Below are 12,143 nucleotides of genomic sequence, written 5' to 3' on the forward strand. Positions count from 1 at the left end.
AGTGTCTCCGGGCGATAAAAGTAATCTCGGGTGCGGGCTTTATTCGTACTGTCTCTGTAACGTGATGAAAGTTAAAAAGGACGAACGTCGAAACACGCGCATTGATCTATGGCATTTGCGCTGTGGTGTGGCTGTGCTATAAGTTCCAGCCAGTTACTGTCCGGTTCCCAATTACTGTTCAGTTCTCAATTGCTGTTCAGTTTACAGTACCGTTTTGCAAAACTTAAAACGATGATGAGAGGTTAATCATAATGAAACTTAAACACTTTGCCGTCGCAGGACTTTTCGCACTGAGCGCTGCTGTTCCCGCGGTAGCTTCTGCCGCCGGCGATGCTGCTGCAGGCAAGGCGAAAGCAGCTGTTTGTGCTGCTTGCCACGGCCAGAACGGCGTTGCCCAGATCCCGATGTATCCTAACCTGGCGGGTCAGCACGAACAGTACTTAGCGTCTTCGTTGAAGGCTTACCGGGACAAGCAGCGCAATGGCGGCATGGCAGCCATCATGCAGGGCCAAGCAGCGGCCCTGAGCGACGCTGACATCGCTAATCTGGCAGCTTATTTTGCAAGCCTGCCTGCCGGCGGCAAGTAAGCAGCACGCATCAACACAGCAGCTTAAGCTGCTGTGTTGATGATACGGTAACTGGGACGATAGGCTGATGTGCCCGGCAGTTTCATGCGGTTCTGGGCGACAAACTGCTCTAACATGGCCTCCAGAGGCTTGATTAGGGTGGGGTCTCCGGCAATCTCAAATGGCCCTCTCTCCTGAACTTTTCGGATTCCCCCTTCTTTTACGTTTCCGGCCACAATCCCACTGAATGCTTTTCTCAGGTTAGCTGCAATCAAGTGCACGGGTTGATCACGGTGTAGCTTCAGAGCGCGCATGTTCTCGTGATCAGGCTCGAAAGGTAGTTGGAATACCGGGTCGATCTTCAGCATCCAATTGAAGTAATAGGCATCCTGCATGGCGCGGCGGAAGGTCTCGACATCCCTCATGCCTTTTTTCATGGCTTGTGCCACCCGCACCGGGTCGTTAATGATGATTTCATATTTACTGGCAGCCTCATCGCCAAGAGCATTACGGATGAATTTATCAATCATCTCGAAATATTCAGCGTTTTCCGGTCTTCCAGTGAAAACCACCGGGAAAGGCAGGTCAGCATTGTCCGGATGCAGAAGAATCCCCAGCAGGTAGAGAATTTCCTCAGCGGTGCCTACGCCGCCGGGGAAGACGATGACGCCGTGGCCGCAGCGTACAAAGGCCTCTAGGCGCTTTTCGATATCCGGCATGATAACCAGTTCATTCACGATAGGGTTGGGTGCCTCTGCACCAATAATGCCCGGCTCGGTGATGCCAATATAACGGCCATTCTTTACACGCTGCTTGGCATGGCCGATGGTGGCGCCTTTCATCGGGCCTTTCATCGCGCCCGGGCCGCAACCGGTACAGATGCTCAGCTCGCGCAGGCCTAATTGGTGGCCGACTTCTTTGCTGTATTGGTATTCCTCATCACTAATGGAATGCCCGCCCCAGCACACGATTAGGTCGGGCTGGCGTCCGGGCTGAAGGGCTCGGGCATTGCGCAGAATATGAAACACCATGTTGGTGAGATCGTCTGGCTGATCACCTTTAAGTACACGAGCAAACTGCGGCGAAGAGTGGGTGTAAACAATATCCCGTAACACTGAGAACAGGTGCTCACGAATAGCCCGAAGCATTTCGTCGTCCACAAAGGCGTGTGCCGGGGCGTTAATCAGCTCCAGCTTCAGGCCTCTGGGCTGGGGTATCAGGCGTATATCAAAATCCGCATGGGCCTCCATCAAGTCCTGGCAGTCATCGGTCACGACACCGGTATTCAGAACGGCGAGAGCACATTGTCGGAATAGCCGGTACAGGCCGCCTTCGCTTCGGTCTTTGAGCAAGTTGACTTCGTGATTGGACAGTATTTCCAGGCTGCCCTCAGGGGATATAAGGGCATTGATGGTGGGTGTGGTCATGAACGGAAAAGCTCCTGAGTGTTGCGGTAATACCCGATTTTGAGGCATAGCGCCGAAACGTTACACTAAGCGCTTTTCTCATCATACACCATCCGACAAACTCCCATTTATGAAACTGCTTATTCGTCCTGCCCCAGAAGTCGCTATTAAAAGCAAACCTGTTCGCCGTCGGCAGATGCGTCATCTGTGCCAGAACGTTCGTAAACTTCTGGCCCGGCTGGATCACGATATTGTGGTAGATGGCAGCTGGGACAGAGTGGATGTCGAAGTGCCCGAAGGCCGGGGCCTGAACGGCACCGTAGTCGATGAGCTTTTGCGTATTCCCGGTATTTCCACCATTCAGGAAATTGCGGCGTTTCCGTTTGTCAGCCTTGATGATATTGCAGAGAAAGTCGTGGCGGCCTTTGCTGGTCGTCTCGACGGGAAAACCTTTGCTGTTCGTGCCCGGCGCCATGGTGAACACAGTTTCCGCTCCGGTGATGTTCAGCGAGCGGTCGGCAGCGCGTTGATGCAGGCTGCTTGTGGTGCCCGTGTCAATCTGAGTTCGCCGGAGGTAGACGTGCGCATCGAGGTGCGGGAGGGCCAGTTCCACATTACTCATCGCAGGCACCGCGGCCTGGGTGGCTATCCGCTGGGCAGCGTCGAGAACGTAATGACGCTGGTATCGGGGGGGTACGATTCCTCCGTGGCAGCGTACCTGATGCTGCGCAGGGGTTTACGCAGCCACTTCTTGTTTTTCAACCTTGGCGGCGTGGCTCACGAAGTAGGTGTGCGGCAGGTAGTTCATTATGTGTGGAATCGTTACGGCGCTTCTCATGGAGCTAAGTTTATCTCCGTGCCCTTTGACGGTGTGGTGGAAGAAATTATGGGCTCGGTTGGCCATCGGCATTGGGGTGTGGTTCTGAAGCGGCAGATGCTGAAAGCAGCCAGCGAGATTGCCCGGAACAACAATGCGGCTGCGCTGGTAACCGGCGATGCGGCAGGCCAGGTGTCGAGCCAGACCCTGACCAACCTAAATGTGGTCGATCGGGCCAGCGAAGAAGTCGTTCTGCGACCGCTGATTGCCATGGATAAGGAAACCATTATTGGTATTGCCCGGGAAATCGGCACGGAACCCTATGCCCGTACCATGCCTGAATATTGCGGTGTGATATCTCAAAAACCGGCCACGCGGGCGCGCCTGAGCCGGGTGGAGGCAGAGGAGGTGGCAATGGACCCGCAGGTGTTGCGGCGTGCAATTGACGCCCGTGAAGATACCCCGGTGAGCAAATTGCTCGAAACCACCACTACACCGGAAGATGTTGATCTGGTAAAAACGCCGGCTGTTAGCGATATAATTATTGACGTGCGCCATCCAGCAGAAGGCGAGCATTCGCCGCTGCAGCTTACCGGCAACAAGATATTGAACATTCCGTTTTACGAACTGAACCGAAAGGTTCCAGAGCTCCCCGCAAATCGCCAGTATTTACTGTATTGCGATAAAGGCACGATGAGCCGCATGCACGCGGTGCACCTGAAGGCCGAAGGGCACGAAAACATCAAGGTTTACGCACCCGCCTTTTAATGGCTTTCCGTCACCTCACTGGTAATTTAGTCGGCCATGCCCTTGAAGAATTGCTGTACGTTTTCGCTAAGGGTATCCAGATCGTAACCGCCTTCCTGAACCACCAGCGTTGGCAGTTGGAGCTCGCGAATGCGCGAGCTGAGCCGGCAGAACCCTTCTGAAGACACGGAAACCTTGGCCTGGGGATCATCTTTGTAAATATCAAAGCCCAAGGTCAAGATCAGTGCATCTGGCTGAAATAGCCCGATGGCTATCATGGCTTCTTCCAACTTCTCGAAAAAAACGTCTTCTGACGAGCCGTGAGGCATTGGCATATTGATGTTGTAGCCGTAACCCTCGCCTTCGCCTCGCTCATTCTCGAACCCACTAACCACAGGGTAAAAATTGGTGGGGTCGCCGTGGATGGAGATATAAAGCACATCGCTGCGATCGTAAAAAATCTCCTGGATACCTTGGCCGTGGTGCATGTCGGTATCAAGAATAACCAAACGTGGAAATTTAGATTTCATGTGCTCGGCAGCAATGGCCGCGTTGTTGAGATAGCAGAAGCCACCGGCAGAATCCTTGCGCGCGTGGTGTCCTGGTGGGCGGCACACAGCATAGGCGGCGCGGTCGCCTTCAAGTATGGCGTCTGCTGCGCCAAGCGCGCTCTGGGCGGACCAATAGGCTGCATTCCATGTATGCTCGCCAATGGGGCTGCTGCCGTCTGACTGATACCTGGCTGCCTCCGCTAGAATGCCGGTAAGGTGATTCGGCGCGCGAACGAAGATATTGGAAATTACCTCTTCGCCCCAGTCGTCCATTTTTATCCAACGCTGGTGGGCGGATTGAAGAAAACGTAGGTATCCCAAGTCGTGCACCTTGGAAATGGGCCCTGCATTATGATCAGCCGGTTCCAGGATCGGAATACCCATTTCCTTCAGACCTTCCAGCATTTGGCGGGTACGATCTGGTACCTCCTGGGGTTCTCGCATCTGGCCCCGAGTGAAGTAGGTTTTCGGACAGTGCTGATCTTGTGCAGGATGGAAAAACGCTTTCATTATCCGACCTCCGAGATTTCTGATTCTTCGAGTATAGGCACAGATGGAGAATGGTCAAAAGCCGGGCTATCGGCTTTACAGGTTGAGATTCTGCATCCACTATGGAAGACATACCCAACCGACGCAACTGTGCACCTTACCGGGTGTCGTTAATGAATGAATAGGAGCCGAAATGATCGAGTCACCACTGCTGGAAACGCTGACTGGCTACATCGGCGGTCGCTGGACCGGCAACGAACAGGGCAGCACCTTTGACGTTTATAACCCGGCAACGGGTAAAGTGATTGCGCAGGTAGCCTCCATGCCAGAAAGCGAGGTAAAGGCGGCGGTTGATGCAGGCAAGACGGCACTACGGCTGACCAACCCGTACAGCATTGAAACCCGCAGAAAATGGCTGGAAGATATCCGTGACGCCCTCCGGGCGAACAAGGACGAAATGGGCCGAATTCTGTGCTTGGAGCATGGCAAGCCCTTAAACGAAGCCCAAGGTGAGGTGGATTACGCGGCCGGCTTTTTCGATTATTATTCCAAGCATATCCAGGCGCTGGACGCCCATACGCTCCCAGAAAGACCTAAGGACTGCGCTTGGACTGTGCACTATCGCCCCATCGGGGTCGCCGGGCTAATCACGCCGTGGAACTTCCCCATAGGCATGATTGCCAAAAAGCTCTCCGCCGCTTTGGCAGCGGGTTGTCCTTCGGTAATCAAACCGGCCAGTGAAACACCATTGACCATGATTGCTCTATTCGCACTGCTGGATAAACACGTGGATCTACCAGATGGCATGGTGAACCTGGTTATGGGTAAGGCCAGTGTGATTGGCAAGGTTCTGTGTGAAAGCCCAGATGTGCCCATGCTGAGCTTTACCGGGTCCACTGAAGTGGGCCGCAAGCTGATAGTGGATACCGCCGACCAGATTAAAAAGTTGGCTCTTGAGCTGGGTGGCAATGCGCCGTATATCGTGTTTGACGATGCGGACCTAGATGCTGCAGCAGACAACCTGATTGCGAACAAATTCCGTGGCAGTGGGCAGACCTGTGTGTGTGCAAACCGGATTTTTGTTCACGAGAAGGTGATAGATGCCTTTGGCGAGAAACTCGCGGAACGCGTGAACAAGATGACCGTGGGCGATGGTATTGCAGGCGATGTCGACCTTGGCCCGCTGATCAACAAAGCGGGCTTCGACAAGGTGAAGCGCCATCTGGAAGATGCGTTGAACAAAGGCGCTACGCTGATTGCCGGCAAACAGCCAGGTGATCTGGGCGACGGGCACCTGTTTTTCCCGCCAACGGTTATTTCCGGCGTGACACGGGATATGTGCTGCTCCAGGGAAGAAACCTTTGGGCCTTTGGTGCCGATGGCCAGCTTCCGCACCGAGGAGGAGGTGATTGAAGCCGGTAACGATACTGAGTTTGGCCTAGCCTCTTACGTGTTTACGGCAGATGCTGGACGTGTTCAACGAGTGATCGCTGGCTTGCGATTCGGCCATGTGGGCTGGAATACTGGCACCGGGCCTGCGCCTGAAGCACCTTTTGGTGGCATGAAAGCCTCTGGCACTGGCCGCGAAGGCGGGCTCGAGGGGCTGTTTGAGTTTGTGGAAGCGCAAACGGTGCCTAGAGGGTTCTGATGTCTTAGCAAGTTCTGTATACAAATAAGGCGAGCCATTGGCTCGCCTTATTTGTTTTTGGCTACTGTTTAAGGTTTAAGAATAACCTTCACAGAGCTGTCTACGTCGGCTTCATCCATGTAGCCGATACTGCCTGGTGTTGATGAGACTTGGGCCTTCATTGCAGCCGGGCTGGCGGCCTCTGCAGGCGGCTGGCCACGGCCAGTGAATACCTGCTTTGACCAGAATGCCTTGAGCTGGGCATCGTTGCGGCCGGTGATCTTGTCGTGGAACTCGGCGCGAATGGCATTGCCTCCCGGCAGCTCAAACGGTGTGGCTTTTTGCCCGTCTGGTAGCTGGTTGCTGCGGTTCAGGTACAGATCACGCACCTGGTTGTCGGTGATGCTGTCTGGGCCAGCGGGGTTACCAATAATCACGACATCAGCCAATGCAAGGGGGCTGACCAGCAAGCTGGCCGCAAAAATCAGGCTTAGCTTTTTCATGGGAGCCTCCGTTAAAACGCTGAGTCGAGTTTGAGGGTGAATACGTTGGTGCTGTTGGTGGTGTTTGACAACATATAAGTAGTGTTCAGGTTGCCATAGCCCTTCTCAAGCCCGCGAACGTGAGTTACATCCGCCTTGATGGCGACGCCCGGGGTGATGTCCCAGCGTGTACCCACGCTGTATTCCTCGCGCTGATAGTTCAGGATTGACTCGGGAACAACAAGGCCTGGCACAGCAATGAAGGCACCGTTGCGCTCGTTCTCATCCTTGCTTTCTGTCCAGCCTGCGGCCAGATAAGGCGTCCAGCTACCAAAGCGGTGGCCTACAGAGAGATAGGCGGAGTCGGTATCTGCGAATTTGCCATCTACTTCTACCCGGGTGACTTCACTGATGATTTGCCACTTGCCGTCATCGTAGCTTGCACCAACTCCGTAGAAGTTGCCCCGGTCTCCTGAGGCTAATTGAGTGGCGCCTGCGGGCAGAGGAATGCCGTTGCTTGCGGCTAGCTGTCCAAGCCGGGTGGCATCAATGTCTGCTTCAGCCGTGGTGGCAACACCGCGCAGGGTCCAGACATAGTCAGTCCATGTCAGGTTTAGTCCTCCGATATTGCGCAACTGCACATCCCCGGAGTTGCCATCTTCGTCGGTAAAGCCGGTAAAGACAGTTGCGGTGAGAGACGAGTCATCAAAGTTAAAGTTATAAGTGGCATCGGCACCGACATAACTGGTGATCGCAATCGGGCCATAAACGCTTTGTGGCGGGCGCGCCCAAGGCTGGGCGTAACCGACTTCAAGGGAGTCGGAGTACATGAAGAACGGAATGCGCATTTTGCCCGCTCGCAACTGCAGGTTGTTGGTAGGGCGATGGCTAAGATAGGCCCACTCTACTTGTGGTTCCCAGTCGTCAGCACCGCGACCAACCAGTTGCAGAACGGCTTGGCTTTTTTCGGTCACATCAAATGTGCCTTGCAGTGCCAGCAGGCTCAGATCCGCCACGTTGGTGTCTTCGGTGATGCCAGCGTAACCTGCGTCGTTGCTGGCGCGCGCCACACCAGTGCTAAAAAAGCCGTTGAAGCGAACACGGTCATCTTTAGCGGCATTCAACTGTTGCTGCATGGAGTTAAGCTGCTGCTGCATGCGAGCCAATGTGTCGTCAGTGCTCTGTGCAGAGGCGGAGCTCGCAGCAATGGCCAGGGCCAGTGGAGCAAGGTGTAGCAGTTTTTTCATAGTTTTCGATCCGTAAGGTTTTTCGTAGTTGGTTTACACACGGAACTGACCGGCAACGGTTTGAAGACCATTGCTGACGCTCTGGATGTCACGGCTGACACTATCCAGCTCATCCGTGCTCTCCATTACTGCCTCAGCATTTCGGTGCATATCCGTCATGTAGGTGGTGACTTCGTTAAATGTGGTGCTTTGTTCGTACGTAGCGGCAGCAATCTGTTCATTAAGCTCACTGATTTGCTGCACGTTCTGCAGAATGCGGGAAAGTATTTCACCGGATTCGGTGGTTGCTTCTACGCCTTCGTGGGCCTTGTTAACACTGGATTTCATGGACGTGACCGCAGAAGACGAAAGCTTGGAGAGCTCTGAAATCACGCCTTGGATTTCTTCTGTTGCTTTGTGGGTGCGTACAGCCAGCCCCCGCACTTCATCAGCAACCACCGCGAAGCCGCGACCATGTTCGCCGGCACGGGCGGCTTCAATGGCAGCGTTCAAAGCCAGCAAGTTTGTTTGTTCTGCGACGGTTTGTATGGTGTCTAGCAGGCCGCCTACGCGTGCCGAGAACTCGTCAAACTGATTGACCAGGCCCGCGGTATTCTCGATCTCATGTACCAGCTCACGGATGGTTGACACATTATTCTGAACTTTTTCTTGGCCAGACTGGGCAAAGCGGGCAGCGTCCTGGGTTTGATCCGATGCGCTGGAGGCAAATCCGGCTACTTCTTCAACGCTTTTTACCAGCTCATCTACAGAGTTGCGGGTTGAGGAAATGGCCTGTGCCTGGCTGCTGATGCGTTTCAGGTTTGCCTGGCTGGCGTTGGTCAGGTGGCCAGTGGCCGTGTTGAGGCTGCTCACGTCGTCGCTGATGGTGGCAAACGATTTGTGAAGCTTGGCGACGAACAGATTGAACTGGTCAACCAGCTCCCGGAGTTCGTCCCTGCCTTCGTAGTTCAGGCGTTGGGTCAGGTCACCTTCGCCGGAGGCCATGTTTTTCAGGGAATCGATAATTTGCGTAAGACTTGAGGATATAGAACGCCCGATCACCAAGCTGATGGCGATCAGTACAATAATGGTAACAACCAAGATGATCAGGGCCAGCGTCTGGGCGTTGCTTGAGGCTTCAACGGTTTCTGAAATAGCACTTTGAAACTTGGCCCGGTTGGTTTCCAGCATGGTTTTTAGCCCGGCCTGAAGCTGTTCAAGGCGTTCGGCATTGCGTGCGGCATCGTCGCCGATACGGCTGAAGTCGGCAGTGCCATTAATAATGGTGGTCGCCATGCGGGTGGCATTGTCGTAGTAGTTGTCCAGATCACGGCTAAGCTTTCGGATGGTGTCGGCTTGGGCGGGGCTCAGCTCAGCGATCTTCTTCATGTTGGTCGCAATGGTGTCGCGATAGGCTCGGGTTGCCTCAAGCTGCTGATCGTCGCCCGTGGTAACCGCGCCACTGATCTGCTGCTCCATCAACTTTAACTGACCTTCGTTGATTGTGGTCAGTTCCAGAGTTGGATAGAGGCGATCTTTTACCTCACTCAGGCGCTCAGAGTTGGATCGCTCCGTCATAAACGCAAAACCCTGACTGATCAGGAAGGCGAGAATGGCGATACTGACAAGCAGACCAAGCTTTTGTGAAATCTTTAGTGATGACAGCATAATCTTTCCCTGAGGGGCATAGCCCAAGTGTGCGGGGCGAGTGTATAAGGCATTGTTAGCAAGCGAAACGGACGTTATGTTTCGTACTGTTATGTTCTGTTATCGGCTGATTTTGCAGTAACTTTATAGTCATGTGTACGCATAGCGCGCAATCGCCGTAAGGGATCAGGGCAGGGCAGGGCCTGAGTTGTTATAATCTACGGCCTGAATTTCCAATTCACCGGACTACAGTGATTTCTCAATGGATGTCTCTCACATTATTGATTCCCTGAATGACGCCCAACGCGAGGCAGTTACGGCACAGAACGACCACTTACTGGTTCTGGCCGGTGCCGGAAGTGGTAAAACCCGGGTGCTGGTGCACCGGATTGCTTGGCTGATGCAGGTGGATCGAGTTCCGCCTACAGGGATTCTCGCGGTTACCTTTACCAACAAGGCATCCAAGGAGATGCGTTATCGCATCGAGCAGATGATGGACATCCCCACTCGGGGCCTTTGGTTCGGTACGTTTCATGGTATCGCCCATCGTTTGTTGAGAGCGCACTGGAAGGATGCCGGGTTGCCGGAGAATTTTCAGGTTCTGGACAGCGATGATCAGCTTCGGATGGTCAAGCGGGTAATGCGGGAGGCGCAGATTGATGAGAGCCAGTTCCCGCCTAGGCAGGCCCAGTGGTTTATCAGCAGCCAGAAAGATGAAGGCTTGCGGGCAGACCATATTCAGGAAAACCCAGGGGATCATTTCACCTCCACCATGGTGAGGGTGTACCGCCGTTACGAGCAGCTCTGCCAGCAGAGCGGGCTGGTGGATTTCGGCGAGCTATTGCTGCGTTCCCACGAGCTATGGCTACACCGGCCGCAGTTGCTGGCGCATTATCAGCAGCGCTTTCAGCATATTTTGGTGGACGAGTTTCAGGACACCAACACAATTCAGTATGCCTGGCTGCAAGTGCTGGCCGGTAACCGTGTTCCGCTGACGGTGGTGGGCGACGACGACCAGTCTATTTACGGTTGGCGCGGTGCAAAAGTAGAGAATATCCAGCAATACCAGCGCGACTTTCCCAATGCCCGCTTAGTGCGGCTGGAACAGAATTACCGCTCAACAAAGCTGATTCTGAAAGCCGCAAACTCGGTCATCGCCAACAACCAAGGCCGGCTGGGTAAAGAGCTTTGGACGGATGGAGAAGAAGGCGAGCCAATCAACCTGTACGCGGCATTTAATGAACAGGATGAGGCCAATTACATTGCTGACAGCATTTCCGGGTGGGTTAATGAGGGCAATCTGCGCAGCGAATCCGCCATCCTGTACCGCTCCAACGCACAGTCTCGGGTACTGGAAGAGTCCTTGATGCGCCAAGGTATTCCATATCGCGTATACGGTGGCCTGCGCTTTTACGACCGGCAGGAAATCCGCAACGCGCTGGCCTATCTGCGGCTGGTGCATTATCGCCGGGACGACGCAGCCTTCGAGCGCGTGGTAAACCTGCCCACCCGGGGTATCGGCGCCAAAAGCCTGGCCGAGATCCGCGAATACGCAAGCAACCAGAGTATCTCCCTGTGGGAGTCATCTGAGCGGTTGCTGGAGGCCGGCCAGGTGAAGGGACGAGCAAAAACCGGTTTGCAGTCGTTCATTACTATTATTGAAGAGCTATCCGCCTCGGCGGAAGACGCGTCTCTTCACGGTCTTATGAAGCAAACCATCGAAGCCAGTGGCCTGAAGGACTACCACGCCAATGAAAAAGGCGAGAAGGCTCAACAAAAAGTTGAAAACCTGGAAGAGCTGGTTAGCGCACTGACCGATTATGCAGTAGAAGAAGGTGTCGATCCGCTCTCAGAATTCATTGCCCAGGCAGCCCTAGATGCCGGTGAATCCCAAGCGGAAGATCACGAAGACAGCGTACAACTTATGACCCTGCACTCTGCCAAGGGCTTGGAATTCCCGCTTGTATTCCTTGCCGGTGTTGAGGAAGGGCTTTTCCCCCACAGCATGTCGTTGGAAGAACCGGGGCGCATGGAGGAAGAGCGCCGGCTGGCCTATGTGGGCATCACCCGCGCCATGAAAAAGCTGGTGATCACTTACGCCGAATCCCGAAGGTTGTACGGCCAAGAGAAATTTAACGCACTCTCCCGGTTTGTGCGGGAAATCCCTGGCGACTGTCTGCAGGAAGTGCGATTACGCAACACTGTAACTCGCCCGGCAATGCTCGAACGGCCCAATGAGGGTCTGTTCAGCCAGGATTCTGCGAAGCAATCCGGTTTCAGTCTGGGCCAGCGAGTTCGGCATCCAAAATTTGGAGAGGGTGTTGTAATGAACGCCGAGGGCAGCGGTCATCACACGCGGATACAGGTGAATTTTGATGAAGGGGCAAAGTGGCTGGTGTTGGCCTATGCGCCGTTGGAGGCTTGCTAGGAGTCTGCGCGGTGGAAGTGTTTTGAGCCAGATACTGCCCCCGGCGAGTCTGACCACAAAGCTCATCCACCTCTTTTTTCAGTACGCCATTTCTGAACTTTGGTTCTGAAAAATCAGGTGGGTGACAGTGTTTCCGCATTCGGCTACTATCACCCTG

The 12,143-nt window shown here is 54.3% G+C and carries 9 protein-coding genes; 4 read left to right on the plus strand and 5 right to left on the minus strand.

The window, feature by feature from the left end; translation table 11 throughout:
* The first annotated feature begins 251 nt into the window (after window positions 1-251).
* The gene (locus CPH80_RS16800; RefSeq protein ID WP_096279605.1) at window positions 252-587 is read left to right on the plus strand and encodes a c-type cytochrome; all 336 of its coding nucleotides are present in this window, start codon (window positions 252-254) and stop codon (window positions 585-587) included.
* A 23-nt stretch (window positions 588-610) separates the two neighbouring features.
* Here CPH80_RS16800 and ppnN read toward each other — a convergent pair whose 3' ends face one another.
* Window positions 611-1,993 carry a nucleotide 5'-monophosphate nucleosidase PpnN gene (gene ppnN / locus CPH80_RS16805; protein ID WP_096279607.1) on the minus strand — a complete coding sequence of 461 codons (1,383 nt, stop codon included), beginning with the start codon at window positions 1,991-1,993 and terminating at the stop codon, window positions 611-613.
* Between the two features lie 109 nt (window positions 1,994-2,102).
* Here ppnN and thiI point away from each other — a divergent pair, with 109 nt between their 5' ends.
* The gene (thiI, locus tag CPH80_RS16810) at window positions 2,103-3,557 is read left to right on the plus strand and encodes a tRNA uracil 4-sulfurtransferase ThiI (protein WP_096279609.1); all 1,455 of its coding nucleotides are present in this window, start codon (window positions 2,103-2,105) and stop codon (window positions 3,555-3,557) included.
* 26 nt (window positions 3,558-3,583) lie between these two features.
* Here thiI and CPH80_RS16815 read toward each other — a convergent pair whose 3' ends face one another.
* The gene (locus CPH80_RS16815; RefSeq protein ID WP_096279611.1) at window positions 3,584-4,597 is read right to left on the minus strand and encodes a histone deacetylase family protein; all 1,014 of its coding nucleotides are present in this window, start codon (window positions 4,595-4,597) and stop codon (window positions 3,584-3,586) included.
* A gap of 172 nt (window positions 4,598-4,769) precedes the next feature.
* Here CPH80_RS16815 and CPH80_RS16820 point away from each other — a divergent pair, with 172 nt between their 5' ends.
* Window positions 4,770-6,224, plus strand: coding sequence for an NAD-dependent succinate-semialdehyde dehydrogenase (locus CPH80_RS16820; protein WP_096279613.1), 1,455 nt, complete (start codon window positions 4,770-4,772; stop codon window positions 6,222-6,224).
* 68 nt (window positions 6,225-6,292) lie between these two features.
* Here the strand turns inward: CPH80_RS16820 and CPH80_RS16825 are convergent, their stop codons facing one another.
* From CPH80_RS16825 to CPH80_RS16835, 3 genes are read right to left on the minus strand one after another with little or no spacing between them, the layout of a single operon-like run.
* A complete protein-coding gene (locus CPH80_RS16825; protein ID WP_096279615.1) occupies window positions 6,293-6,706 on the minus strand; it encodes a phosphate ABC transporter substrate-binding protein in 414 nt (137 codons plus the stop codon).
* Window positions 6,707-6,717: 11 nt separating this feature from the next.
* Window positions 6,718-7,932: a hypothetical protein gene (locus CPH80_RS16830; protein ID WP_096279617.1), complete on the minus strand. Its 1,215-nt coding sequence runs from the start codon at window positions 7,930-7,932 to the stop codon at window positions 6,718-6,720.
* 33 nt (window positions 7,933-7,965) lie between these two features.
* The gene (locus CPH80_RS16835; protein ID WP_096279619.1) at window positions 7,966-9,579 is read right to left on the minus strand and encodes a methyl-accepting chemotaxis protein; all 1,614 of its coding nucleotides are present in this window, start codon (window positions 9,577-9,579) and stop codon (window positions 7,966-7,968) included.
* A 241-nt stretch (window positions 9,580-9,820) separates the two neighbouring features.
* Here CPH80_RS16835 and uvrD point away from each other — a divergent pair, with 241 nt between their 5' ends.
* A complete protein-coding gene (gene uvrD / locus CPH80_RS16840) occupies window positions 9,821-11,986 on the plus strand; it encodes a DNA helicase II (RefSeq protein ID WP_096279621.1) in 2,166 nt (721 codons plus the stop codon).
* Window positions 11,987-12,143: the final 157 nt, after the last annotated feature.

It is taken from the genome of Marinobacter sp. LV10R510-11A (assembly GCF_900215155.1).
Classification (GTDB): domain Bacteria; phylum Pseudomonadota; class Gammaproteobacteria; order Pseudomonadales; family Oleiphilaceae; genus Marinobacter.

Excerpts from the sequence above, each read along its gene's own strand:
- CPH80_RS16800 (WP_096279605.1), top strand. The coding sequence starts at position 252 with ATGAAACTTAAACACTTTGCCGTCGCAGGACTTTTCGCACTGAGCGCT.
- ppnN (WP_096279607.1), bottom strand. The coding sequence starts at position 1,993 with ATGACCACACCCACCATCAATGCCCTTATATCCCCTGAGGGCAGCCTG.
- thiI (WP_096279609.1), top strand. The coding sequence starts at position 2,103 with ATGAAACTGCTTATTCGTCCTGCCCCAGAAGTCGCTATTAAAAGCAAA.
- CPH80_RS16815 (WP_096279611.1), bottom strand. The coding sequence starts at position 4,597 with ATGAAAGCGTTTTTCCATCCTGCACAAGATCAGCACTGTCCGAAAACC.
- CPH80_RS16820 (WP_096279613.1), top strand. The coding sequence starts at position 4,770 with ATGATCGAGTCACCACTGCTGGAAACGCTGACTGGCTACATCGGCGGT.
- CPH80_RS16825 (WP_096279615.1), bottom strand. The coding sequence starts at position 6,706 with ATGAAAAAGCTAAGCCTGATTTTTGCGGCCAGCTTGCTGGTCAGCCCC.
- CPH80_RS16830 (WP_096279617.1), bottom strand. The coding sequence starts at position 7,932 with ATGAAAAAACTGCTACACCTTGCTCCACTGGCCCTGGCCATTGCTGCG.
- CPH80_RS16835 (WP_096279619.1), bottom strand. The coding sequence starts at position 9,579 with ATGCTGTCATCACTAAAGATTTCACAAAAGCTTGGTCTGCTTGTCAGT.
- uvrD (WP_096279621.1), top strand. The coding sequence starts at position 9,821 with ATGGATGTCTCTCACATTATTGATTCCCTGAATGACGCCCAACGCGAG.